Genomic DNA, 23389 nt, shown 5'->3' with positions numbered 1-23389 from the left:
GCGGAGCGTGCCGACGCACCTGTGGTGTGGTGCCCAGGTGGATGTGCCGCCCCCGGGGTTGCCCCGGAGAGACTCCGACCGCGTCCCCGGTGGGGGCGCGGCCAGGTCAGCTCGGGGCACGCTGCCATCGGGGCAGCGTATCCCCGGTCAGCCGGTGGCGGGTGGGTCCTTGCCCCCGGCCCGCCGCGGCTCACCGCCAGTCGGCGAGGATCGCGTCGACTGGTAGGACGTCGTGCTCCGGGTCCGGCGCCGGGGCTGGCCGGCCGGTCGGCGTCCGGTCGAAGCGGGGTGCCGGGGCCGGCTGGATTTCGCCGCCCACGTCGACGAAGGTGCCCCGGGCGGCGTTGTGCGGATGCCGGTGCGCCTCGCGGGGGGCGAGCACCGGCGCGACGCACGCGTCCAGGTCGGCGAAGACGGCCGTCCACTCGTCCCGGCTCCGCTCGGCGAACCGCTCGGTGAACCGCCGGCGTAGCTCGTCCCAGCCGCTCGGGTCGTACTGGGCGGGCAGGTCCGGGTCCTCGGCGAGGCCGAGGCCGGTCAGCAGCTCGGCGTAGAAGGCCGGTTCCATCGCACCGACGGCCATGAAGCCGCCGTCGGCGGTGCGGTACGTGTCGTAGAACGGTGCCCCGCCGTCGAACATGTTGCGCCCACGGGGCGCGGCCCACAGGCCGGTTTCGAGCAACCCGTGCAGGAACGCGGTGAGCAGGGCCGAACCGTCCACCATGGCCGCGTCGACCACCTGGCCGACGCCGGATCGTTCCCGTTCCAGCAGCGCGGCCAGCACGCCCACGGCGAGCAGCATGCCGCCCCCGCCGAAGTCACCGAGCAGGTTCATCGGGGCGTACGGACGCTCGCCGGCCCGACCCAGCGGCTCCAGCGCCCCGGCCACCGCGATGTAGTCGATGTCGTGTCCGGCCCGGGCTGCCAGCGGGCCGTCCTGACCCCAGCCGGTCATCCGCGCGTACACGAGCCGGGGGTTGCGGGCCTGGCAGATCTCCGGGCCGAAGCCCAGCCGCTCGGCCACCCCGGGACGGTACGCCTCGACCAGCACGTCCGCCCGCTCCACCAGGCGCAGCAGGTCCGCCGCCCCGGCCGGGGACTTTAGGTCGAGCGCGGTGACCCGCCGGCCGCGTTGCAACGGTCCGCCCGTCGGCGCGGCCAGCCTCCCCGCCGCCGGGCCGCCCGGCCGGTCCACCCGCACCACGTCCGCGCCGAGGTCGGCGAGCACCATGCAGCCGAACGGCGCCGGAGCGAGGCTGGCCAGCTCGACCACCCGTACCCCGGCCAGCGGACCATCGCGCCCCGGCTCGTCCGCCGTCCCGCCGGTCGCCGTCACGCGGCGCTCACCGCTTCGGTCGGGCGGCTGGCGAGCCGGTCGACCAGGTCGGCGGGGGGCGTGAACCGGTCACCGTAGCGGTCGGCCAGCTCCGTGGCCCGGGCCGCGAAGCCGGCCGCGCCGCCCGCGTACTGCCGGACGTAGCGGATCACCCCGCCGGTCCAGGCCGGGAAGCCGATGCCGAGGATCGAGCCGATGTTGGCGTCGGTCTCGGTCCGCAGCACCCCCTCGTCCAGGCAGCGCAGCGCGTCGAGCGCCTCGGCGAAGAGCATCCGTTCCTGGAGGTCGGTGAACGGCACCGCCCGGCCCGCGTCGGTGGTCAGCTCAGCGAGACCGGTCCACAACCGGCCCCGCGTGCCGTCGGCGTACCTGTAGAAGCCGCGGCCGGCGGCGCGCCCCGGCCGGTCGTACGCGTCCACCAGTTCGTCCACCAGCCGGTGCGCCGGCAGCGGCAGGAAGCCTTCACCGGCCGCCTCGAACTGCCGGCGGATCCGCTGGATCAGGGTGAGGCTCACCTCGTCGGCCAGTGCCAGCGGCCCGGTCGGGTAGCCGGCCTGCAGGGCGGCCTGCTCCACCGAGGCGGCCGGCACCCCCTCGGCGACCATGCCGACCGCCTCGTCGATGAACCGGCCGATGACCCGACTGGTGAAGAAGCCCCGGCCGTCGTTGACCACGATCGGGGTCTTGCCGATCCGCCGGCCCAGGTCGAACGCCCGGGCCAGCGCGGCGTCGCCGGTTCGCTCGCCGACCACGATCTCCAGCAGCGGCATCCGGTCCACGGGTGAGAAGAAGTGCATGCCGATGAAGTCGGCCGGGCGGCCCACCCCGGCCGCCAGTCCGGTGATCGGCAGGGTGGAGGTGTTGGAGGCGAGCAGGGCGTCCGGCGCCAGCACCGGCAGCACCTCGGCGAAGACCGACCGTTTCAGCGCCGGGTCCTCGAAGACCGCCTCGATCACCGCGTCGCAACCGGCCAGCGCGTCCACCCGGTCGGTGGTGGTGATCCGGTCCAGCACGGCTCGGGCGTCCGCCTCCGTGGCGCGGCCCTTGCGGACCCTCCGCGCCAGCAGCCGTTCGGCGTGCTCCCGGGCCCGGCCCGCGGCCTCCGGCGAGACGTCCTTCACCACCACGTCCAGGCCGGCGCTGGCGCAGGCGTACGCGATTCCGGCGCCCATCATGCCGGCGCCCAGCACCGCGACCCGGCGCACCGGCGCGGCGTCCACCCCGGACGGTCGGGCCGCGCCGCCGTTGACCGCCTTCAGGTCGAAGAAGAACGCGCCGATCATGTTCTTGGCGATCTGCCCGGTGAGCAGGCCGATCAGGTGCCGGGTCTCTACGGTGAACGCGGCCTCCAGGTCGACCTGGGCACCCTCGACGGCGGTGGCCAGGATCGCCTCCGGCGCGGGCAGCCGGGCACCCTTGAGCTGCTTGCGCAGGGTGGCCGGGAAGGCCGGCAGTTGCGCGGCCAGCGACCGGCTGGCCGGGGTGCCGCCGGGCATCCGGTAGTCCGGACGGTCCCACGGCTGGCTCGGGCGGGGATTGGCGGCGATCCAGGACCGCGCCCGGTCCAGCAACTCCGCCGGGGTGGCCACCACCTCGTCGACCAGACCGGCGGACAGGGCGTCGGTCGGGCGCATCCGCCGGCCGGTGAGCAGCACCGTGGTCAGCGCCCCGGCCAGGCCGAGCATCCGCACCGTCCGGGTGACGCCGCCGGCGCCGGGCAGCAGGCCCAGGGTCACCTCGGGCAGCCCGAGCCGGCTGCCGGGAGCGTCCAGCGCGACCCGGTGGTGGCAGGCGAGCGCGATCTCCAGGCCGCCGCCGAGCGCCGAACCGTTGACCGCCGCGACCACCGGCCGGCCCAGCGTCTCCAGCCGGCGCAGGTCCCGCTTGATGGTGCCGAGCAGCTCAGCCAGCGCGGGCGCGTCGTCCCGGGTGGCCCGGATCATCTCTGGCAGGTCACCGCCGGCGAAGAACGTCGACTTCGCGCTGGTCACGATGACTCCGGCGAGATCCGGCTCGGCCTCCAGCCGGTCCAGTACCCCGCTCATCGACGCGGCGTACGCCCGGTTCATCGTGTTGGCGGACTGGTCGGGATCGTCCAGGGTGAGCGTGACGATCCCGTCCGCGCCGCGGTCGTACCGGATGGTGTCGGTCATGGTCGTCCTCCGGGTCAGCAGCGCTCGAGAACGGTGGCGACGCCCATGCCGCCGCCGATGCAGAGGGTCACCACGGCGCGGCGCAGGTCGCGGCGCTCCAACTCGTCCAACGCGGTGCCGAGCAGCATCGCTCCGGTCGCGCCGAGTGGGTGGCCGAGGGCGATCGCGCCGCCGTTCACGTTCACCCGGTCCGGGTCCAGGCCCAGGTCGCGGACGTACTTGAGCACCACCGCGGCGAATGCCTCGTTGATCTCGAACAGGTCGATGTCGGCGAGAGTCAGCCCGGCGACGGCGAGTGCCTTGTGGGTGGCCGGGATCGGGCCGGTCAGCATCAGCGTCGGGTCGGCGCCGCTGACCGCCGCACCGGCGATGCGGGCGCGCGGGGTGAGGCCGAGGTCCCGACCGACCTCCGCCGAGCCGATCAGGACCAGCGCCGCGCCGTCCACGATGCCGGAGGAGTTGCCGGCGTGGTGGACGTGCTCGATCGCCTCCAGCCAGTGGAACTTCTGCAACGCGACCGCGTCGAAGCCGGCCGCCTCGCCGATGGTGGCGAAGGACGGGGTGAGCCGGGCCAACGCCTCCCGGGTCGTCTCCGGGCGGGGGTGCTCGTCCATAGTGAGGATGTCCAGCCCGTTGCCGTCGCGGACCGGCACCACCGAGCGGGCGAAGTGCCCACCCGCCCACGCCTTGGCGGCCCGCTCCTGCGAGCGCAGCGCGTAGCCGTCCACGTCGTCGCGGGTGAAGCCCTCCAGGGTGGCGATCAGGTCGGCGCTGACGCCCTGCGGCACGAACGAGGTGGCCAGCGCGGTCTGCGGGTCGGTGGCCCAGGCCGCACCGTCGGAGCCCATCGGCACCCGGGACATCGACTCCACCCCGCCGGCGAGCAGCAGGTGCTCCCAGCCGGAGCGGATCCGCGCCGCGGCGGAGTTGACCGCCTCCAGCCCGGAGGCGCAGAACCGGTTGAGCTGCACCCCGCCCACCTGGTCGGGCAGCCCGGCCAGCAGCGCCGCGGCCCGGGCCAGGTCGCCGCCCTGCTCGCCGATCGGGGTGACGATGCCGAGCAGCAGGTCCTCCAGCCGGTCGACGTCCAGGCCGGGGTTGCGTTCGCGCAGCGCGTCGATCAGGCCGACCACCAGGGAGATCGGCTTGACCCCGTGCAGCGCGCCGGTGTCCCGGCCGCGTCCGCGCGGGGTGCGGACCGCGTCGTAGACGTACGCCTCAGAGGGCACGGGCGATCAGCTCCTTCATGATCTCGTTGGTGCCGCCGTAGATCTTCTGGACGCGGGCGTCGGCGTACATCCGGGCGATCGGGTATTCCGTGGTGTAGCCGTAGCCGCCGAACAGTTGCAGGCATCGGTCGATGACCTCGCACTGGCCGTCGGTCAGCCAGTACTTCGCCATCGCGGCGGTGGCCACGTCCAACTCGCCCCGGGTGTGCCGGACGATGCAGTCGTCCAGGAAGACCCGGCTGACCCGGGTGCGGGTGGCGCACTCGGCGAGCACCATCCGGGTGTTCTGGTGGCCCATCAGCGGCTTGCCGAAGGCGGCCCGCTCCTTCGTGTACGCGACGGTCAGCTCGATCGCGCGCTCCATCGCGGCGACCGCGCCGACGCCGATCACCAGTCGTTCCTGCGGGAGTTGCTGCATGAGCTGGACGAAGCCCAGCCCTTCGGCGCCGCCGAGGAGGTTGGCCGCCGGCACCCGGAACTCGTCGAAGAACAGCTCGGCGGTGTCGTTGGCGTGCAGCCCGATCTTGGACAGCAGCCGGCCCCGGCGGAAGCCCGCCGGGTCGCCGCCGACCTCGCAGACCAGCAGCGAGACACCGGCGGCCCGCTGCTCGGGGTCGGTCTTCACGGCCACGATGATCAGGTCGGCCAGGCCCCCGTTTGTGATGAACGTCTTCGCCCCGGTGACCAGGTAGTCGTCACCGTCGCGGACCGCCCGGGTGCGCATCGCCTGGAGGTCGGAGCCGCCGTCCGGCTCGGTCATCGCGATCGCGCCGATCAGCTCACCACTGCACAGGCCGGGCAGCCAGCGGCGCTTCTGCTCCTCGCTGCCGTACGCCGCCAGGTAGCCGGTGACGATGCCACTGTGGACGGCAAGCCCGAGGCTGCTCTCCCCGGTGTACGCCTGCTCGTGCAGCATGACCGCCTCGTGGGTGAAGCCGCCGCCCCCGCCGCCGTACTCCTCCGGGACGGACAGGCCCAGCAGCCCCAGCTCGCCGGCGCGCCGGTAGTGCTCGCGGTCCGGATGGCCCTGGGCCAGCAGGCGGTCGGCGTGCGGCAGCACCTCCTTGGTGAAGAAGGTGCGGGCGAGATCGGCCAGGTCGTCGTGCTCCGCCTCGCGCCAGGGCGAGGGGGAACCGTCGGGCGGGGGGATCGGCATGTGCATCACCCTCGCGCCCTGTTGGCGGCATGTCAATAAGCCGTGTTCAGCTGCCGGTGCGGGGGTCGCCGGGGTGCCTGGAGCCGCCACTCTGGGCTGTCGCTCTGGGCTGTCGCTCTGGGCTGTCGCTCTGGGTCGCTGCCCGAGGTCGCCGCCCGGGGTGGCACGCGGACAGGCGGGCTGCGCGCCGGCGAGGGTGCATCGATCACCGTGACCGGGTGCGCGGAGCATGCGCCCTGCTGGACGCGGGGGTTGGGTAGGTGGACCAATCGTGCGAACCCGGTGTTGTCAGGCACTACGGGCGGGCGGCGAGTGGGCGGGTGCGAAGCGGGGAGTGCGAACTACTCGGCCTCGTCGCCATCGGTGGGGCGCGGCGGGCGGTGCTCGGCGATCCACGCCTCCACATCAGCGCGCAGCCACACCGTCGTGCCGTGCAGCCGTTGGAACGGCGCGGGGAAGGTCGGGTAGCGGATGAGCTGGCGCATGCGGGTCCGGCTCACGCCGAGCAGGTCTTGCAGCTCGTGAGGACCGACCAGCGGACCCGGGACGTCACCCATCACTTGACGGTAGGGCGATCGGGCATGCCTAATTGCGTCTACCTACTTGCGCAGTCGTCTCGAATGGGTGAGGGTGAACGTGACGGTCCGACTGTGGCCGGGCCGCCCGGGCGGCGATCGCGAGCATTGGGAGGGTGCCCGATGGATCAGGCGACGGAGTTGGCGTGGTTGCGGGAGCGGGTTGGGGGATTGGAGACAGCGCTGCACTGCGCGCGGAGGGAGTTGTTCGATCTCCGTTGTCGGTTGACGTTGATCGGCCGGGTGGTCCAGGACGTCGACCGGGTGCAGCGAGCGCCCGGGGTGGCCCTGGGTGCGATCAACGCGGCGCTCTACTCCCAGGCGTCCAATCTGCGCCACCTGGGACGACACGTGGTTCGGCGTCGGCGGGGCGAGCGGTGATGAAGGTGAGGAACGGCGGTTGGTCGGAGAGCTGTCGATAGGGTCGGGCAGATGAGTGTCGAGACGGCTCCGCGCCGCCGCCGTTTGGAGCCGGACGCCCGGCGTGGGCAGATCCTGGCCTGCGCGGTCCGGCTGTTCGGCGAGCGCCCGTACGCGGACGTGTCGACCACCGACGTCGCCCGCGAGGCAGGTGTCGCTCGCGGCCTGGTCAACCACTACTTCGGTGCGAAGAAGGGCCTCTACCTGGAGGTCGTCCGGGTCATGGTGACCATCCCCGAGGTTGCCCTGGAGCGGCTGCCCAAGGGTGACCTCCGGACCCGGGTCGACGCCAGCGTCACCTGGTTCCTCGACGTGGTGTCCCGGCACAGCACCTCGTGGCTGGCGGCGGTCACCGCCCGGGGGATGGGCGGCGACGCCGACGTGGAGCGGGTGCTCGCCGAGGCCGAGGAGGTCGCCGCGGACCGGATGCTCGTCGCCGTCGGGCTGGCTGGCCAGGCGGCGCACCACGAGGAGCTTCGCGGCATGGTGCGGGCGTACTGCGGGCTGGCCACCTCGACCGCCCGCGAATGGCTCCAGCGTGGCGCGCTGACCCGTGCCCAGGTGCACCTGTTGCTCACCACGACTCTGCTGACCATCGTCGAGCAGGTCATCCCGCAGGTCCTTGCCGGTGACGATTCGACCCGGCCAGCTCACCCGGCCGGGCCTCCGGTGTAGGGCGCAGATCTCGTTCCGCCGTTGCCACGCTCCGCCTCGATCGAAACGGATCCGTCCACCTCGACCCGGCCGGGGTCGGTGCCGATCTGCTGGTCTCGCTCGTCCTCGCCGCGCTGTTCGAGGCGCAGCTCGCCGACGTCGGGCGGCGGATCAAGACCTGCCGCAACCCCCGCTGCCGAGTGGCGTTCTACGACCGCTCACGCAACAACAGCGGAGTCTGGCACTCCGTACGCGCCTGTGGGCACCCGACCAACCTGCGCGCGCACCGGGCGCGGCAGCGGCAGGTGGGCTGACTCAGCCATCAGGCGGCCCGGCGTTCGTCGGCCTCGCCGGTGCGGGTGGATCGACCGGCATGCGCCGCCGGAGCGGCGTACCGGTCGGCCGCCTGCGCTGGGTAGGACTCGGGGCGTACCACCCGCAGCGGCCGGTCCACCTCGTCGGCCCCGAACCGCCAGCGCGACGCTGTCGGCTGCCGCTGTGGTGCCGGGCCACCAGGGCGCAGCCCGGGCCGGGACAGCAACACGGTGATCAGGTAGCCGACCACCAGGAAGCCGTGGCTGATCAGCCGTTCCCCGCCCACCGAACCGGTGGCCAGGTCGTTGACCGACAGCAGCAGCAACGTGCCGACGAACGCGCTGAGCATCGGCAGCAGCCCGGCGGGCGGGCTGCGGCGCAGCGCCACGAAAAGGAAGCCCGCGCCCACTGCCACGTTCCACGCCGCCGACTCGTGCCACAGGTGCTGGCCGGTGGGGTGCAGGTGGTCGGCGGTCGCGCCCCGGCCCACCTGGGCCAGACCGAGCACCAGTTGCACAGCGCCGAGCAACCCGAGCGCCGACCGCAGGCCGGCGACCAGCGGGCCACGTCCGTCCGAACGCCGCCACCGCAACCGGCGGGCCGGGGCCGCGCTGGCGGCGGCCAGGATCGCGTCGGTCCGGTCGGGCGGTTCGGTGACCAACCGGGTACGGGCCCGACGGGTCACCGCGGCCGCGGCCGCGAACCATGCCCGGCACTCGGCGCACCCGTCGAGGTGCCCCTGCGCCGCCGTCAGTTCGGCCGCGGTCTCCTCCCCGTCCAGTTGCGCGGACAGGACCTCCCGCCACTGCTCACACCCCATGTACGGGTAGTCGGTCCGGCCCCCGCTCCAGTTCCCGGGCCTCCGGCCGGCCTGTGGAATACTCGCCGGACCATGACGCGCTACGGCCTGCTGATCCTGCCCTCCGCCAACCGGGTGTACGCCCGCTCCGCCATCGACCTCACCCGGGCCGAGCTGGAGATCTTCGGCCGTTCGGCGCTTGACGGGCGGATCGGTGACCTGGACACCGAGGTCGTCGGAGGGGCCAGCTACGTCACCTTCACCGGCGACGGGCTGACCGAGCGGGACCTGGCCATGCTGGGCAACCTCTCCGCCGGGTACGCGCTGTTCGAGATCGTCGGCGAGCTGCTGCGCCCCATCGAGTGGAGCCGGCTGGACCGCTACGACGATGACCTGATCACCATCCAGAAGTACCCGGGCAAGACCAACGAGCAGTTCACCAAACTGCTGCTCAACGTCACACTGCTCGCCTCGGACTGGGCGGCCGAGATGACCAGCCGCCGCTTCCGGGTGCTCGACCCGCTAGCCGGTCGCGGCACCACCCTCAACCAGGCGCTGATGTACGGCTTCGACGCCGCCGGGGTGGAGCGCGACCAGAAGGACGTCGAAGCCTACCGGGCGTTCCTCACCACCTGGCTGAAGCAGAAGCGGATCAAGCACCGGGTGCTGGAGTCGGGGCCGGTGCGACGGGAGCGCAAGGTTGTCGGTCGCCGGGTGCGGATCGAGCTTGCGCCTACGCGCGAGGCGCACAAGGCCGGGGATCTCCAACTGCTCGACGTGGTCAACGCTGACACCACCCGCGCCGGGGAGTTCTTCCGGCCGGAGACCGTCGACCTGATCGTCGCGGACGCCCCGTACGGCGTGCAGCACGGCAGCCGTACCGCCGACCATGGCCTGACCCGCGATCCGCTGGCGCTGCTCGCGGACGCCGCGCCGGTCTGGGCGCGGCTGCTGCGCCCCGGCGGGGCGCTCGGCATCTCCTGGAACACCCACGTCGCGAGCCGGGACGACGCGGCGGACGCGCTGGCCGCCGCCGGCCTGACAGTGGTCGACGCGGAGCCGTACCTGGCGCTGCGGCACCGGGTGGACCAGTCGATCATGCGTGACGTGCTGGTGGCCCGCCGGTCGGTCTGACCCGCCCGCTCCCTGGGCGATTCGTGCCGCATTTCACCTGTTCAGGGTGCGGTTGTGAAAAGCGCGTCAAGAAAAGGTTCACCACCGTCATGGCCGCGTTATGGGCCCTGTCGTCGGTGAGGTCGTGGGGCTTTGATTGCCCGGCGCGACCGGGAGGCGGTCGCGAACGAACCTTTCCGGTATGAGGAGTCAGCGTGTCTGACGTGGTGTTCGTGCTCCTGACGGTGGCGCTGTTCGCAGCGCTCGCCCTGGTCGTGCGGGCGGTGGAGAAGCTGTGAGTGCCGTCAACGCCGTGGGCCTGGTGCTCGCGATCGTCCTGGGCGCGTTCCTGGTGTTCGCCCTGTTGTTCCCGGAGCGCTTCTGATGACGATGACTACAGCGGGTGTCATCTTCGTGCTGGCGCTGGTGGCGGCCCTGGTCGCCGTCTACAAGCCGTTCGGTGACTACATGTTCCGGGCGGTCTCCGGCACCCGGCAGTCCCGGGTCGAGCGGGGCATCTTCCGTCTGGTCGGGGTCAACCCGGCCGCCGAGCAGACCTGGGGCGTGTACGCCCGCAGCGTGCTGGCGTTCTCCGCGGTCTCGATCCTGTTCCTGTACCTGTTCCAGCGGGTGCAGAACCACCTGTGGCTGGCGCTCGGGTTCGACCCGGTGGTGCCGCACGGCGCCTGGAACACCGCCGTGTCGTTCGTGGCCAACACCAACTGGCAGTCGTACTCGGGTGAGTCGACGATGGGCCACCTGGTGCAGATGGCCGGTCTAGCGGTGCAGAACTTCGTCTCGGCGGCGGTCGGCATCGCGGTGGCGGTGGCGTTGCTGCGCGGGTTCGCACGCAGCCGCAACGGGCAGCTCGGCAACTTCTGGGTCGACCTGACCCGGATCACGCTGCGGATCCTGCTGCCGGTCGCGGTGCTCGGCGCCATCGCGCTGATGATCGGCGGGGTGGTGCAGAACCTCTCGGCCGGCACCGACGTGACCACGCTGACCGGTGGCACCCAGACCGTCACCGGCGGCCCGGTGGCCAGCCAGGAAGTGATCAAGCTGCTGGGCACCAACGGTGGCGGCTTCTACAACGTGAACAGCGCCCACCCGTTCGAGAACCCCACGACGTGGACGAACTGGATCGAGATCTTCCTGATTCTTCTGATCCCGTTCAGCATGCCCCGGGTCTTCGGCCGGATGGTCGGGCAGAACCGCCAGGGCTACGCCATCGCCGCGGTGATGGGCATCCTCGCGTTCGCCAGCGTGGTCATCACCAACGCCTTTGAGCTGGCCGGCCACGGCACTGTGCCGCAGGCGGTCGGCGCGGCGCTGGAAGGCAAGGAGGTGCGGTTCGACGTGTCGAACTCGGCCACCTTCGCCGCCGCCACCACGCTGACCTCGACCGGTGCGGTGGACTCGTTCCACGACTCGTTCACCTCGCTCGGCGGCATGATGGCGATGGTCAACATGATGCTCGGCGAGGTCGCCCCGGGCGGTACCGGCTCTGGTCTCTACGGCCTGCTCATCCTCGCGGTGATCACCGTCTTCGTGGCCGGCCTGATGGTGGGCCGCACCCCGGAGTACCTGGGCAAGAAGATCGGCTCGCGGGAGATCAAGTTCGCCTCGTTCTACTTCCTGATCACGCCGATCCTGGTGCTGGTCGGTACGGCGGCCGCGTTCGCCACCGGCAACAACTCCACCGCGCTCAACGTCGGCCCGCACGGCCTCTCCGAGGTGCTGTACGCGTTCACCTCGGCCAGCAACAACAACGGCTCCGCCTTCGGCGGTATCACCGTCAACACCACCTGGTGGGACACCGCGCTCGGGTTGTGCATGTTGCTGGGCCGGTTCCTGCCGATCATCTTCGTGCTCGCGTTGGCCGGCTCGCTGGCCCGCCAGGCACCCACCCCCGCGTCCGAGGGCACCCTGCCGACCCACCGACCGCTGTTCATCGGCATGGTCGTCGGCGTCACTGTGGTCCTCGTCGCCCTGACCTTCCTTCCCGCACTCGCGCTCGGCCCGCTGGCTGAGGGGCTGTGACCATCATGAGGAACGAGGACATGTCCGTCACGTCCGCCCCAACAGAGCAACTCCCCGGCACGCCCGCCACCCAGGGCAACCGGATCGGCGGGGGCCTGCTCGACCCCAAGCAGTTGATCCGGTCCCTGCCGGACGCGGTACGCAAGCTCAACCCCAGCACGCTGTGGCGCAACCCGGTGATGCTGATCGTGGAGGTCGGCGCGGCCTTCACCACCGTCCTGGCGGTGACCGACCCGTCGGTCTTCGCCTGGGCGATCACCATCTGGCTCTGGCTGACAGTGCTCTTCGCCAACCTGGCCGAGGCGGTCGCCGAGGGCCGGGGCAAGGCCCAGGCCGCCGCGCTGCGGCAGGCCAAGCGGGACACCATCGCCACCCGGCTGATCAACTGGACGCCGGGCGCCCGGGTGAACACCTACTCCGACGAGGCGGTTCCCGCGCCGGAGCTGCGCCAGGGCGACATCGTGCTGGTCGAGGCGGGCGGGATCATCCCCGGCGACGGCGACATCGTCGAGGGCATCGCCAGCGTCGACGAGTCGGCCATCACCGGCGAGTCGGCCCCGGTGATCCGGGAGTCCGGCGGCGACCGCAGCGCGGTCACCGGCGGCACAAAGGTGCTCTCCGACCGGATCATCGTGAAGATCACCCAGAAGCCGGGGGAGAGCTTCATCGACCGGATGATCGCCCTGGTCGAGGGCGCCAACCGGCAGAAGACGCCGAACGAGATCGCGCTGAACATCCTGCTCGCCGCGCTCACTGTCATCTTCCTGCTGGCCGTGGTCACCCTTCAGCCGCTGGCCATCTTCTCCAAGGCGTACCAGGCGGCCGCGCCGGACGGTGGCGCGATCACCGACTCCGGTGTCACCGGGGTGGTGCTGATCTCGCTGCTGGTATGCCTGATCCCCACCACCATCGGCGCACTGCTCTCCGCCATCGGCATCGCCGGCATGGACCGGCTGGTGCAGCGCAACGTCCTGGCCATGAGCGGCCGGGCCGTCGAGGCGGCCGGCGACGTCAACACCCTGCTGCTGGACAAGACCGGCACCATCACGCTGGGCAACCGGCAGGCCGCCGAGTTCGTACCGGTCGAAGGGGTCGACCCCGCGGCGCTGGCGGACGCCGCGCAGCTGTCCAGCCTGGCTGACGAGACCCCCGAGGGGCGCTCGGTGGTGGTGCTGGCGAAGAACGAGTTCGGGTTGCGTGAGCGCGAGCCCGGCGTGATGCCGCACGCCACCTTCGTACCGTTCACCGCGCAGACCCGGATGAGCGGCGTCGACCTCACCCCGGACGCCAGCGTGGACGCTGGCGCGGTGGGCACGGCCCGCCGGGTCCGCAAGGGGGCCGCCGCGGCGGTGATGAAGTGGGTCCGCGAGAACGGCGGTCACCCGACCGAGCAGGTCGGCGAGATCGTGGACGCGATCAGCGGCACCGGCGGCACTCCGCTGGTCGTCGCCGAGCAGGTCGACGGTGAGCCCGCCCGCGCGCTTGGCGTCATCCACCTCAAGGACGTGGTCAAGTCCGGTATGCGGGAGCGTTTCGACGAGATGCGCCGGATGGGCATCCGAACCGTGATGATCACCGGCGACAACCCGCGTACCGCGAAGGCGATCGCCGACGAGGCCGGGGTGGACGACTTCCTGGCCGAGGCGACGCCGGAGGACAAGCTCGCGCTGATCAAGCGGGAGCAGGAGGGTGGCCGGCTGGTCGCGATGACCGGCGACGGCACCAACGACGCTCCCGCGCTCGCCCAGGCCGACGTCGGGGTGGCGATGAACACCGGCACGTCGGCCGCCAAGGAGGCCGGCAACATGGTCGACCTCGACTCCGACCCGACCAAGCTGATCGAGATCGTGGAGATCGGCAAGCAGTTGCTGATCACGCGTGGCGCGCTGACCACGTTCAGCATCGCCAACGACATCGCGAAGTACTTCGCGATCATCCCGGCCATGTTCGCCGGCCTCTACCCGAGCCTGGACGCGCTGAACATCATGCGGCTGTCCAGCCCGGAGTCGGCGATCCTGTCCGCGGTCATCTTCAACGCCCTGGTGATCATCGCGCTGATCCCGCTCGCCCTGCGGGGCGTGCGGTACCGGCCGGCCGCCGCGTCGAAGCTGCTCAGCCGCAACCTGCTGGTGTACGGACTGGGCGGCATCATCGTGCCGTTCATCGGGATCAAGATCATCGACCTGCTCATCCAGTTCATCCCGGGGATTTCATGATGCGCCTACCCACCTGGATCGCCCAACACCTCGCCGCGCTGCGCGCCGTACTCGTCTTCACGGTGCTGCTCGGCCTGGTCTACCCGCTGGCCCTGGTAGCGGTTGGTCAGCTACCCGGCCTCAACCACAAGACCGACGGCTCGTTGATCTCCTCGGGCGGAACGACGGTCGGCAGCGCGCTGATCGGCCAGTCCTTCACCGACGCGGACGGCAACCCCGTGGCCCGGTACTTCCAGTCCCGTCCGTCCGCCGCCGGCGACGGCTACGACCCGACCTCGACCTCGGCCAGCAACCTGGGCCCGGAGAGCGTGGTCGACACCCTCGCAACCGACCCGGAGGAATCCAGCGAGAGCCTGCTCACCCAGGTCTGCGGGCGCAGCAAGGAGGTCGGCGAGCTCAACGGCGTCGACGGCCGACGTCCTTTCTGCACCGACGACGGGGTGGGCGCCGTGCTCGCGGTCTTCCGCGCCGACGGTCTGACCGGCCCGGTCACCCGGGTGGTCAGCGTCAACCAGGCCGCCCCGGCGACGCCGTTCGTCGCCTCGTACGAGGGGGTGACGGTGGAGCCCGCCCAACCCGGCGAGGACTACGTGGCCGCTGGCGGGGTGGTCACCCCGATCCGCGGCGACGCACCCGCCGACCCGGCGGTGCCCGCCGACGCGGTCACCGCCAGCGCCAGCGGCCTCGACCCGCAGATCAGCCCGGCGTACGCCGAGTTGCAGGTGAACCGCGTCGCGCGGGAACGCGGCGCGGACCCGGCGGCGGTCCGCAAGCAGGTGAAGGAGCACACCACCGGGCGGGGGCTCGGCTTCATGGGCGAGCCCGGGGTCAACGTGCTGGAGCTCAACATCGCCCTCGACAAGCGGTTCGCCGCCCGCTGAGCGTTGAAGGAAGGGTCCCTTCTTAACGCCTGGCGTTAAGAAGGGACCCTTCCTTCCTATCGGAGAGGATGGGTTCGTGCCACGCGGAGAACTGCGCATCTATCTCGGGGCCGCCCCCGGCGTCGGCAAGACGTACGCGATGTTGGAGGAGGCGCGGCGGCGGGCCGCGCGCGGCACCGACGTGGTGATCGGCTTCGTGGAGACCCACGGCCGCCAGCACACCGCGGCCATGCTCGGGGACCTGGAGCAGGTCCCGCGCCGCACGATGAACTACCGGGGCGCCGAGTTCACCGAGATGGACCTGGACGCGGTGCTGGCCCGCCGGCCGGAGATCGCGGTGGTCGACGAGTTGGCGCACACCAACGTGCCCGGCTCCCGGCACGACAAGCGCTGGCAGGACGTCCAGGAGCTGCTCGACGCGGGGATCGACGTGCTCTCCACGGTCAACGTGCAGCACCTGGAGTCGGTCAACGACGTCGTCGCCCAGATCACCGGCACGGTTCAGCGGGAAACCCTGCCGGACGAGATCGTCCGCGCCGCCGAGCAGGTCGAGCTTGTCGACATGACTCCCGAGGCGCTGCGCCGGCGGATGGCGCACGGCAACATCTACCGCCCCGACAAGATCGACGCCGCGCTGGGCAACTACTTCCGGGTCGGGAACCTCACCGCGCTGCGCGAGCTGGCGCTGCTCTGGTTGGCCGACAAGGTCGACGAGCAACTCGACAGGTACCGCAGCCAGCAGGGCATCGAAACCACCTGGGAGGCCCGGGAACGCGTCGTGGTGGCGCTGACCGGTGGCCCGGAGGGCGAGACGCTGATCCGCCGGGCAGCCCGGGTCGCCGCCCGCAGCAAGGGCGCGGACCTGCTCGCGGTGCACGTGGGCCGCAGCGACGGCCTCGCCGGTGCCGACCCGGCGCAGCTGGCGCGGCAGCGGGTGCTGGTGGAGAGCCTCGGCGGCACCTACCACCAGGTGCTCGGCGCCGACGTGCCGGCCGCGCTGCTGGACTTCGCCCGTGGCGTGAACGCCACCCAGTTGGTGCTCGGCGCCAGCCGCCGAGGCCGCTTCGCGCAGCTCTTCGCCAGAGGCGTCGGCGTGACGACCACCGCGCTCTCCGGCTCGATCGACGTGCATTTGGTCACCCACACCGAGGCCGGCAGGGGACGCCGGGCGGGGGCCGTGCCGGCGGCGCTGTCCCGGCGCCGCAGGTTGCTCGGCTTCGCCCTGGCCGTGCTCGGCGTGCCGGCGCTCACCCTGCTGCTGAGGTCGCTGCCCGACCTGACTCTGACCAACGACATCCTGCTCTTCCTGGTGGCCGTGGTGGCGGTCGCCCTGGTCGGCGGGCTGTGGCCGGCCCTGGTCGCCGCGCTCGGCGGCTCGCTGCTGCTCAACTGGTTCTTCACCCCGCCGTACCGCACGCTGACCATCGCCGAGGCGGACAATCTGCTCGCCCTGGCCGTCTTCGTAGGCGTGGCGCTGGCGGTGAGCTGGATCGTCGACGTGGCGGCGCGGCGGACCCGCGAGGCGGCGCGGGCGGCGGCCGACGCGCACACCCTCGCCGCCGTCGCCGGTGGCGTGCTGCGCGGAGAACGCCCGCTGCCCGCGCTGCTGGATCAGCTCCGGGAGACCTTCGGGCTTCGGGCGGTGAGCGTGCTGGAGCTGGCCGAGGAGGCCGGTGGCCGCCCCGATCGAGCCCGCGAGGAACACGCCTGGTGCGTTGTGGCCAGCGTCGGCGAGCGGCCGGCCTGCACGCCGGACGGCGGTGAGACGGCGGTACCGGTGGACGAGCGGATCACGGTCGTGCTGAGTGGCCGGCGGCTGGAGGCGGCTGACCGGCGGATCGTCGAGGCGTTCGCCGCCCAGGCCGCCGTCGCGCTGCGCCAGGAACGGCTGGCCGAGGAGGCGGCCACCGCTCGGCCGCTGGCCGCGGCGGACCGGATGCGTACCGCGCTGCTCGCCGCGGTGAGCCACGACCTGCGTACGCCGCTGGCGTCGGCGAAGGCGGCCGTGACCAGCCTGCGCAGCCCCGACATCGAGTTCGACGAGCAGGACCGCGCGGAACTGCTGGAGACCGCCGAGGAGTCGCTGGACCGGCTCGCCCGGCTGGTCGGGAACCTGCTGGACATGAGCCGGCTCCAGGCCGGTGTCCTCGGCATCACGGCGACTGCGATCGGCCTGGAGGACGCCGTACCCCGGGCGCTGGACGAACTCGGCCCACCGGCCGCCGCGGTCGTGACCGACATCCCGGCCGACCTGCCCGCGGCCACCGCGGATCCCGGCCTGCTGGAGCGGGTGCTGGTCAACGTCATCGCGAACGCGCTGCGGTACAGCCCGTCCGGGCAGCCGCCCACCGTGACGGCGAGCGCGCACGCCGGCCAGGTGGAGCTGCGGATCATCGACCGTGGGCCGGGCATCCCGGAGGACCAGTGGGAGTACGTCTTCCTGCCGTTTCAGCGCCTCGGTGACCGGGACAACCAGACCGGTGTCGGCCTCGGGCTTGCCCTGTCCCGGGGTCTGGCCGAGGCGATGGGTGGCAGCATCAGCCCCGAGACCACGCCCGGCGGTGGGCTCACCATGGTGCTGCGGCTGCCCGCCGCCGCGCAGACCAGCTCGGAGGGGCCGCAGGAATGACGCGCATCCTGGTCGTCGACGACGAACCGCAGATCCTGCGGGCCCTGCGGATCAACCTGCGTGCCCGTCGGTACGACGTGGACATCGCCGGCACCGGGGCGGCCGCGCTGAAGTCCGCCGCCAGCCATCCGCCCGACCTGGTGGTGCTCGACCTCGGGCTGCCGGACATCGACGGGGTCGAGGTGATCCGCGGCCTGCGCGGCTGGACCGCGGTACCGATCATCGTGCTCTCCGGGCGGGCCGGTAGCGAGGACAAGGTCGCCGCGCTCGACGCCGGCGCGGACGACTACATCACCAAGCCGTTCGGGGTGGAGGAGCTGCTGGCCCGCATCCGCGCGGTGACCCGGCGGCTCGGCGCGTCGAGTGAGGCGCTACCCGCGCTGCGGATCGGCCAACACACCGTCGACCTCGCCGACCACGCCGTCCGGCGGGACGACGGCACCGAGGTGAAGCTGACCCCCATCCAGTGGAGCGTGCTGGAGAAGCTGCTGCGCCACCCCGGCAAGCTGGTGAGCCAGCGCCAGCTGCTCCAGGACGTGTGGGGGCCGGAGTACCAGAACGAGACCAATTACCTGCGGCAGTACCTGGCCCAACTGCGCCGCAAGCTGGAGGACGACCCGGCCCGACCCCGGCATCTCATCACCGAGCCGGGAATGGGCTACCGCTACCGGCCCTGACTGGGCCACCGCCAATCCTTGACGCCCTGTTCACGTCGGTTGCCGGTGGGGCGACCCGACGTGCCGGGTAGCGTTCCGAACGGATCAACGGTGGGCGTACGAGGAGGACCTGGTGCAGACGACGACTGTGGACATCCCGACCGGCGACGGGGTCGCGGACGCGTGCCTCACCCGGCCGGACGGGGACGGCCCGTTTCCGGCGGTGCTGCTCTTCCAGGACGCGTTCGGCCCGCGTCCGCGCCTGGTGGAGATGGCGGAGCGGATCGCCGCCCGGGGTTACCTGGTGCTGACGCCCCACCTGTTGTACCGGGCCGGCCGCGCGCCGCTGTCCGACCTGTCCCGCCTCGGCGAGGCGGACCAGCGCGGCGCGATCGTCGAGAAGGTCATGCCGTTCATCCGGGGGCTGACCGCCGACGTGGTCAGCCGGGACACCGGCTCGTACCTCGACTTCCTGGCGGCCCGCGACGACGTGCGGCCCGGCCCCGTGGCGATCACCGGCTACTGCATGGGCGGCACGAACGCCCTGCGGGCCATCGAGGCGCACCCGGACCGGATCGCCGCAGCGGCGAGTTTCCACGGCGGGCGGATCGTCACCGAGGCACCGGACAGCCCGCACCTGGGCGTCGGCTCGATCACCGGTGAGGTGTACTTCGGGCACGCCGACAAGGACCAGTCGATGACGCCCGAGCAGATCGCGACGCTGGAGAAGGCGCTCGATGCCGCCGGCGTGCGGTACCGCTCCGAGCTGAACGCGGGTGCGCACCACGGCTTCACCATGGCCGACACCCCGGCGTACGACGAGCAGGCCACCGAGCGGCACTGGGCAGCCCTGTTCGACCTGCTGGACCGGGCCCTGCCGACCCGCTGACCCACCCCGAGCTGCCTGATTTGGCACGCCGGCCGGTCGTCAGCCCGGGCCGCCCGACGCGTCGCCGGCGTTCCGGGATCGGCCTTGCGTGCGGGTGGTGACGCTGAACTGGCCGTCGGACTCCATCCGCACCTCGCGGACCTCGGCGAGGTCGGTGACGCCCTGCTTCCGCAGCAGGGCGTGCAACTCCTCGTCGGTGATCAGCTCGCGCCGCATGTTCGTGCGCATGATCCGTCCGTCCCGCACCAGCACCAGCGAGCCCGGCCGGACCAGCCGGGCGGCGGCGGGCCAGCGGTAGGCGACGGCGTTCAACAGGTACGACCAACCGATGATCACGGCGACCAGCAGCACCCCGTCGGTGACCGAGCTGTAGCCGCCCGACAGGCCGTTCTGCGCCGCGTCGGCGAGCAGCACGATCACCAGCAGGTCGCTGACGCCGGTGGTGCCGCTCTCCCGCTTGAGGATGACCCGCAGCAGCGTGAAGAGCGCGAGGTACATGACGCTGCCCCGGACCACGATCTCCAACAGCGGGGTGTCCGGGAGTAACACCTCTGACCAGTCGGCCATCCGGCGGGCTACCCGCCGGCCGCCCCGCCATGCCTGCCACCCGCTCGACCGACGGGCAGCTCCAGTGCGGTCAGCGGCGCAGGAGCACCGGCCCGGCGTCGATCCGGGTGCGGAACAGCGCGTACGGTCGGCGCCGCAGGTCCTGCCCCCGCTGGTACTGCGGTTGCCGGTGCAGCTGGTTGGCTGTCACGTAGAGGTGCCCGTCGGCGGCCACCGACATGGTGTCCGGCCAGAGCAGTCGAGGGTCGTGGACCAGGGTCTCGTACTCGCCGTCCGGCCGCCGGCGCAGCACCGCGTTGTGCTCGTACGAGGTCAGGTAGAGCCGCCCGGCGTCGTCGGTCTCCAGCCCGTCGGACGCGGTGCCCTTGTCACCCTCGTCGACCACGGTCGCCGCGACCGCCTCCTGGGTGACCGCCGGGTCGGCCAGCGCCTCGGTGGACACGCTGTACCAGCGCCGGGACGCCAGCGGGCAGTAGTGCAACCGGGTGCCGTCGGCCGAGATGGCGATGCCGTCGGCGCCCATCGACACGGGTTTCGGTGGCCCGTCCGCCGGCCGCTCGAGGAAGGGCCGGCCCTCGACCACCGGGCGGAACGTTGTCAGCGGCTCCGCCTTCGTCGACGGGTGGTCGTGCAGCCGCCGCCAGGAGGCCCCACTGGCCAGGTCCACCACGATGATCCCGTTCGGCCCCGTGCTCGCCGAGTCGGTGATGTACGCGACCCCCGACTCGCCCCGCCGCAGGTCGAAGCGGACGTCGTTGAGGTACGTCGTGGGCAGCGCCACGTCCGGCGGAAAGGTGATCACCTGGGCCACCATGTCGGTGTCCAGATCGATCCGGACCAGCTTCGGCCCGCCCGGCTTCGTCGGCTGGAACATCGGGCTGCCGGTGTCCAGCACCCAGAGCCGGTCGGCCGGGTCCACCACGATGCTCTGCACCGAGACGAACGCGTCCGCGTCGTCATCGCCCGACGGGTCGTTCCACGGCTGGTCGGGGTAGGGCACCTCCCGGCCGTCGCGCAGCTCGACGACGGTGGCCGGCACCTCGTCACCCCACTTGGGGAAGTTGACGAAGATCCGGCCCCGGTGCGAGACGCTCACCCCGGTCGGCATCGCGCCGGTGAAGGTGTGCACCAGCTCCAGCTCGCCGAGCGGCTCGTCGCCGACCGGCCCGTTCATGACGCCCACCGCACGGATCTCATCGCCTCGCCCCCTACCGGTCGGCCGGGCCCACGCCGACCGCAGGTGGTCATTCCCACCCCGGCGTCCGATATGCCTCCGGTCAGCTGACGTCGGGCGCGGCGGCGAGCGCGGTGGGCAGGCCGGGGACCGGGACGTCCACCGCGAGCAGCGCGCCGTCCAGCGGTCCGGCCGGCGCGAGCCCGTACCGGGCGGTGCCGATGAAGAGCCGGCGCAGGTCCGGGCCACCCAGGCAGATGCCGGCCGGCTGCGTCGCCGGCAGCCGGATCTCCCGGTCCAGCGTGCCGTCCGGTCGGTAGCGGCGCACGGCCGAGCCGCCCCACAGCGCGACCCAGAGGTGACCTGCCGCGTCGACCGTCATCCCGTCCGGGCCGCCTTCGGCGGTGGTCAGCCGCAGGAACGGCTCCCGCCCGTGCAGTGCGCCGGTGTGCGGGTCGACGCGGAACCGATCGACCTCGCCGCGCGGCGAGTCGGCCAGGTACATGGTGGTGCCGGCGGCGTCGAAGGCCGGGCCGTTCGGCACCGTCAAACCGGTCACGGCCGGCACCGGGGCCGCGCCGGGAGCCAGCCGGTACAGCGTGCCCCCACCGGGCACCGCGGCGTACGTCATGCTGCCCGCCCAGAACCGGCCGTGCGGGTCGGCGACAGCGTCGTTCATCCGGGCCGGCTCGGGTCCGCCGGAGACCAGGTCGGCGACCGGTCGGGGGTCACCGGTGGCGGGCAGCAGCGCGACGCCGGTGCCGGCGGCGGCGAGCCAGCCGCCGGGACTGCCGGCCACCGGGGCGACCGCGCCCAATGGGACGTCAAGCCGGCGCAGCTCCCGCAGCGGGCCGCGCCGGTCGCCGGCGGTCTCCAGCAGCCGACCGGCCAGCAGGTCGACCAGGACCAGCCGGTCGGCCACCCAGCGTAGCCCCTCGCCCAGCTCCAACCGGTCGGCGCTCCACACGGTCGGTTCGGTCAGCTCCATTTCGCTCCTTCAAAGATCCGTCCCGGTGGTCAGCGCACGGTGCCGCCGGGGCCGTGGTCGAGCAGCGTCAGCTCGGCCCGGTCGGGCAGGCCCTCCCAGTCACCCCGGGTGGCCACCGCGAACGCGCCGGTGGTGACCGCCCGGTCCAGCCGGGCCGGCGCGTCGGCCCCGTCCAGCCAGGCGGAGAGCAGACCGGCCACGAAGGCGTCGCCGGCGCCGACGGTGTCCACCACCGGCACCGTGCGGGCGGGCCGGTGCACTGTGCCGTCCGCGCTGTGGCTGGTCGCTCCGTCGGCGCCGTGCTTCACCACGACCTCGGTCACGCCGGCCGCCAGCAGGTCCGCGACGGGGTCGGCGGCGTCGGTCAGCACGGCCAGCTCGTCGTCGGAGGCGACCACCAGGTCGACCGACGGCAGCAGCGGCCGTAGCGCGGCACCGGCCTCGGCGACCGACCAGAGCCGGTGCCGGTGGTTGACGTCCAGGCAGACGGTGCTGCCCGCCGTGCGGGCGAGTCGTACGGCCGCCACGACGGCCTGGTACGGCTCGGCGCCCAGCGCGCAGGTGATGCCGGTGATGTGCAGCAGCCGGGGCGGTGGCCGGGACGGGTCGAAGGCGGGGGTGACGTCGGCGGAGCGCAGCCGGGAACCGGCCGACCCGGTGCGGTGGTAGGTGACCCGGTTGATGTCGGCGACCCGGGACTCGAAGAGGATCAGTCCGGTCGGGGCCGTCGGGTCCACCCGGGACCAGGTCAGGTCGACGCCCTCGGCGCGCAGTGTGCGGCGGACCAGCTCGCCGGGCTCGTCGGCGCCGGTGACCCCGACCCAGGCGGCCCGGTGGCCGAGCCGGGCCAGGCCGATGGCCACTGTCGACTCGGACCCGGCGACCGAGATCCCGGCGGTGCCGCCCAGCCGCAGGGGACCGGTGGTGCGGAAGGCCGCCATCGTCTCGCCGAGGGTGAGCAGGTCGGTCACGGCCGGACCGCCGTCAGGAAGACTGCGGCGCGCTCGCGCAGCGCCGCCGGGTCGCCGCCGCGGACGGCGTCGCCGAGCAGCGGGGAGCCGACGCCGACCGCGACGGCCCCACGGTCGAGGTAGCGCCGTGCGCCGTCGGCGTCGACCCCGCCGACCGGCACGAACGCGGTGCCGGGGAACGGGTCGCGCAGCGCGCCGAGGTAGTCGGGCCCGCCCATCGAGCCCGCCGGGAAGAGCTTGATCGCTGCGGCTCCCGCGTTGTTGGCCTGCACCACCTCGCTGGGGGTGAGCGCGCCGGCCAGCACCGGCAGCCCGAGCCGGCCGCCCTCGGTGACGCTCGGCGCCACCGCCGGGGTGACCAGGAACCCGGCGCCGGCGTCGGCCGCCGCGCGGGCGTCCTCGACGCTGAGCACGGTGCCCGCGCCCAGGGCGAAGTCGGGCCCGAGGGCGGCTCGGGCGCGTCGGATGGTGCCGAGCGCGTCGGCCCCGGTCAGTGAGACCTCGACCAGCGCGACGCCGCTCTCGGCGAGGGTGAGCACCGCCGACAGCGCGGCGGCCGGGTCGGGGCCGCGCACGATGGCCAGCAGTCGGTGGGTGCGCAACTCGTCGAGCAGGTTCATCGCGATCG

The 23389-nt window shown here is 72.6% G+C and carries 22 protein-coding genes; 11 read left to right on the top strand and 11 right to left on the bottom strand.

Annotated features, from left to right (window positions below):
• Positions 1-190: 190 nt before the first annotated feature.
• The 5 genes from GA0070607_RS09905 to GA0070607_RS09885 form a co-directional block, all read right to left on the bottom strand.
• Entirely contained in the window at positions 191-1336 is a 1146-nt protein-coding gene (locus GA0070607_RS09905) for a CaiB/BaiF CoA transferase family protein (RefSeq protein ID WP_089017943.1), read from the bottom strand.
• Positions 1333-3489 (bottom strand): 3-hydroxyacyl-CoA dehydrogenase NAD-binding domain-containing protein, encoded by a 2157-nt coding sequence (locus GA0070607_RS09900; protein WP_089017942.1) that lies wholly within the window; start codon positions 3487-3489, stop codon positions 1333-1335. Before GA0070607_RS09900 ends, GA0070607_RS09905 begins: the two co-directional genes overlap by 4 nt.
• 14 nt (positions 3490-3503) lie before the next feature.
• Positions 3504-4718: an acetyl-CoA C-acetyltransferase gene (locus GA0070607_RS09895; protein WP_089017941.1), complete on the bottom strand. Its 1215-nt coding sequence runs from the start codon at positions 4716-4718 to the stop codon at positions 3504-3506.
• Positions 4708-5874 carry an acyl-CoA dehydrogenase family protein gene (locus GA0070607_RS09890; RefSeq protein WP_089021755.1) on the bottom strand — a complete coding sequence of 389 codons (1167 nt, stop codon included), beginning with the start codon at positions 5872-5874 and terminating at the stop codon, positions 4708-4710. The genes GA0070607_RS09895 and GA0070607_RS09890 overlap by 11 nt, the downstream gene beginning before the upstream one ends.
• A gap of 341 nt (positions 5875-6215) precedes the next feature.
• Positions 6216-6431, bottom strand: a complete 216-nt coding sequence (locus GA0070607_RS09885; protein WP_089017940.1) for a helix-turn-helix transcriptional regulator — start codon at positions 6429-6431, stop codon at positions 6216-6218.
• Between the two features lie 141 nt (positions 6432-6572).
• On the opposite strand from GA0070607_RS09885, the gene GA0070607_RS09880 reads away from it, so the two are divergent.
• The 3 genes from GA0070607_RS09880 (at position 6573) to GA0070607_RS33285 (ending at position 7837) form a co-directional block, all read left to right on the top strand.
• On the top strand, positions 6573-6830 hold the full coding sequence (locus GA0070607_RS09880) for a hypothetical protein (protein WP_089017939.1): 258 nt from the start codon (positions 6573-6575) through the stop codon (positions 6828-6830).
• 51 nt (positions 6831-6881) lie between these two features.
• Complete coding sequence (locus tag GA0070607_RS09875; protein WP_089017938.1) at positions 6882-7544, top strand: TetR/AcrR family transcriptional regulator; 663 nt, start codon at positions 6882-6884, stop codon at positions 7542-7544.
• Positions 7545-7630: 86 nt separating this feature from the next.
• Entirely contained in the window at positions 7631-7837 is a 207-nt protein-coding gene (locus GA0070607_RS33285) for a CGNR zinc finger domain-containing protein (protein ID WP_331716456.1), read from the top strand.
• An 8-nt stretch (positions 7838-7845) separates the two neighbouring features.
• Here GA0070607_RS33285 and GA0070607_RS09865 read toward each other — a convergent pair whose 3' ends face one another.
• Positions 7846-8658 (bottom strand): zf-HC2 domain-containing protein, encoded by an 813-nt coding sequence (locus GA0070607_RS09865; RefSeq protein WP_089017937.1) that lies wholly within the window; start codon positions 8656-8658, stop codon positions 7846-7848.
• A gap of 72 nt (positions 8659-8730) precedes the next feature.
• Here GA0070607_RS09865 and GA0070607_RS09860 point away from each other — a divergent pair, with 72 nt between their 5' ends.
• From GA0070607_RS09860 to GA0070607_RS09825, 8 genes are all read left to right on the top strand, one after another.
• Positions 8731-9771 (top strand): TRM11 family SAM-dependent methyltransferase, encoded by a 1041-nt coding sequence (locus GA0070607_RS09860; protein ID WP_089017936.1) that lies wholly within the window; start codon positions 8731-8733, stop codon positions 9769-9771.
• A 274-nt stretch (positions 9772-10045) separates the two neighbouring features.
• The gene (gene kdpF, locus GA0070607_RS09855; RefSeq protein ID WP_089017935.1) at positions 10046-10135 is read left to right on the top strand and encodes a K(+)-transporting ATPase subunit F; all 90 of its coding nucleotides are present in this window, start codon (positions 10046-10048) and stop codon (positions 10133-10135) included.
• On the top strand, positions 10135-11790 hold the full coding sequence (gene kdpA, locus GA0070607_RS09850; protein WP_089017934.1) for a potassium-transporting ATPase subunit KdpA: 1656 nt from the start codon (positions 10135-10137) through the stop codon (positions 11788-11790). Before kdpF ends, kdpA begins: the two co-directional genes overlap by 1 nt.
• A 20-nt stretch (positions 11791-11810) precedes the next feature.
• A complete protein-coding gene (gene kdpB, locus GA0070607_RS09845; RefSeq protein ID WP_089021754.1) occupies positions 11811-14006 on the top strand; it encodes a potassium-transporting ATPase subunit KdpB in 2196 nt (731 codons plus the stop codon).
• Positions 14006-14887, top strand: coding sequence for a potassium-transporting ATPase subunit C (locus GA0070607_RS09840; RefSeq protein ID WP_089017933.1), 882 nt, complete (start codon positions 14006-14008; stop codon positions 14885-14887). Before kdpB ends, GA0070607_RS09840 begins: the two co-directional genes overlap by 1 nt.
• Positions 14888-14963: 76 nt before the next feature.
• Positions 14964-17516 carry a sensor histidine kinase gene (locus GA0070607_RS09835; RefSeq protein ID WP_089017932.1) on the top strand — a complete coding sequence of 851 codons (2553 nt, stop codon included), beginning with the start codon at positions 14964-14966 and terminating at the stop codon, positions 17514-17516.
• Positions 17513-18193 carry a response regulator gene (locus tag GA0070607_RS09830; RefSeq protein ID WP_089017931.1) on the top strand — a complete coding sequence of 227 codons (681 nt, stop codon included), beginning with the start codon at positions 17513-17515 and terminating at the stop codon, positions 18191-18193. The genes GA0070607_RS09835 and GA0070607_RS09830 overlap by 4 nt, the downstream gene beginning before the upstream one ends.
• A 112-nt stretch (positions 18194-18305) precedes the next feature.
• Positions 18306-19061, top strand: coding sequence for a dienelactone hydrolase family protein (locus GA0070607_RS09825; RefSeq protein ID WP_089017930.1), 756 nt, complete (start codon positions 18306-18308; stop codon positions 19059-19061).
• Between the two features lie 39 nt (positions 19062-19100).
• Here the strand turns inward: GA0070607_RS09825 and GA0070607_RS09820 are convergent, their stop codons facing one another.
• The 5 genes from GA0070607_RS09820 to GA0070607_RS09800 form a co-directional block, all read right to left on the bottom strand.
• On the bottom strand, positions 19101-19628 hold the full coding sequence (locus GA0070607_RS09820) for a DUF421 domain-containing protein (protein ID WP_089017929.1): 528 nt from the start codon (positions 19626-19628) through the stop codon (positions 19101-19103).
• Between the two features lie 70 nt (positions 19629-19698).
• Positions 19699-20802, bottom strand: a complete 1104-nt coding sequence (locus GA0070607_RS09815) for an L-dopachrome tautomerase-related protein (RefSeq protein WP_089021753.1) — start codon at positions 20800-20802, stop codon at positions 19699-19701.
• 103 nt (positions 20803-20905) lie between these two features.
• Positions 20906-21790 carry an SMP-30/gluconolactonase/LRE family protein gene (locus GA0070607_RS09810; RefSeq protein ID WP_089017928.1) on the bottom strand — a complete coding sequence of 295 codons (885 nt, stop codon included), beginning with the start codon at positions 21788-21790 and terminating at the stop codon, positions 20906-20908.
• Between the two features lie 29 nt (positions 21791-21819).
• The gene (locus GA0070607_RS09805; protein ID WP_089017927.1) at positions 21820-22761 is read right to left on the bottom strand and encodes a sugar kinase; all 942 of its coding nucleotides are present in this window, start codon (positions 22759-22761) and stop codon (positions 21820-21822) included.
• Positions 22758-23381 carry a bifunctional 4-hydroxy-2-oxoglutarate aldolase/2-dehydro-3-deoxy-phosphogluconate aldolase gene (locus tag GA0070607_RS09800; protein WP_089017926.1) on the bottom strand — a complete coding sequence of 208 codons (624 nt, stop codon included), beginning with the start codon at positions 23379-23381 and terminating at the stop codon, positions 22758-22760. The genes GA0070607_RS09805 and GA0070607_RS09800 overlap by 4 nt, the downstream gene beginning before the upstream one ends.
• Positions 23382-23389 lie beyond the last annotated feature (8 nt).

Origin of the sequence: Micromonospora coriariae (genome assembly GCF_900091455.1) — a bacterium.
GTDB classification, from domain to species: Bacteria; Actinomycetota; Actinomycetes; order Mycobacteriales; family Micromonosporaceae; genus Micromonospora; species Micromonospora coriariae.
Note: the sequence above shows the minus strand (reverse complement) of the source record. Positions and strands in the feature narration are given on the sequence as shown.

What these genes read in the sequence shown, in the direction of transcription:
- GA0070607_RS09900 (WP_089017942.1), bottom strand. Translation starts at nt 3,489, where the DNA reads ATGACCGACACCATCCGGTACGACCGCGGCGCGGACGGGATCGTCACG.
- GA0070607_RS09890 (WP_089021755.1), bottom strand. Translation starts at nt 5,874, where the DNA reads ATGCCGATCCCCCCGCCCGACGGTTCCCCCTCGCCCTGGCGCGAGGCG.
- GA0070607_RS09885 (WP_089017940.1), bottom strand. Translation starts at nt 6,431, where the DNA reads ATGGGTGACGTCCCGGGTCCGCTGGTCGGTCCTCACGAGCTGCAAGAC.
- GA0070607_RS09880 (WP_089017939.1), top strand. Translation starts at nt 6,573, where the DNA reads ATGGATCAGGCGACGGAGTTGGCGTGGTTGCGGGAGCGGGTTGGGGGA.
- GA0070607_RS09875 (WP_089017938.1), top strand. Translation starts at nt 6,882, where the DNA reads ATGAGTGTCGAGACGGCTCCGCGCCGCCGCCGTTTGGAGCCGGACGCC.
- GA0070607_RS09865 (WP_089017937.1), bottom strand. Translation starts at nt 8,658, where the DNA reads ATGGGGTGTGAGCAGTGGCGGGAGGTCCTGTCCGCGCAACTGGACGGG.
- GA0070607_RS09860 (WP_089017936.1), top strand. Translation starts at nt 8,731, where the DNA reads ATGACGCGCTACGGCCTGCTGATCCTGCCCTCCGCCAACCGGGTGTAC.
- kdpA (WP_089017934.1), top strand. Translation starts at nt 10,135, where the DNA reads ATGACGATGACTACAGCGGGTGTCATCTTCGTGCTGGCGCTGGTGGCG.
- kdpB (WP_089021754.1), top strand. Translation starts at nt 11,811, where the DNA reads ATGTCCGTCACGTCCGCCCCAACAGAGCAACTCCCCGGCACGCCCGCC.
- GA0070607_RS09840 (WP_089017933.1), top strand. Translation starts at nt 14,006, where the DNA reads ATGCGCCTACCCACCTGGATCGCCCAACACCTCGCCGCGCTGCGCGCC.
- GA0070607_RS09830 (WP_089017931.1), top strand. Translation starts at nt 17,513, where the DNA reads ATGACGCGCATCCTGGTCGTCGACGACGAACCGCAGATCCTGCGGGCC.
- GA0070607_RS09820 (WP_089017929.1), bottom strand. Translation starts at nt 19,628, where the DNA reads ATGGCCGACTGGTCAGAGGTGTTACTCCCGGACACCCCGCTGTTGGAG.
- GA0070607_RS09815 (WP_089021753.1), bottom strand. Translation starts at nt 20,802, where the DNA reads ATGAACGGGCCGGTCGGCGACGAGCCGCTCGGCGAGCTGGAGCTGGTG.
- GA0070607_RS09810 (WP_089017928.1), bottom strand. Translation starts at nt 21,790, where the DNA reads ATGGAGCTGACCGAACCGACCGTGTGGAGCGCCGACCGGTTGGAGCTG.
- GA0070607_RS09800 (WP_089017926.1), bottom strand. Translation starts at nt 23,381, where the DNA reads ATGAACCTGCTCGACGAGTTGCGCACCCACCGACTGCTGGCCATCGTG.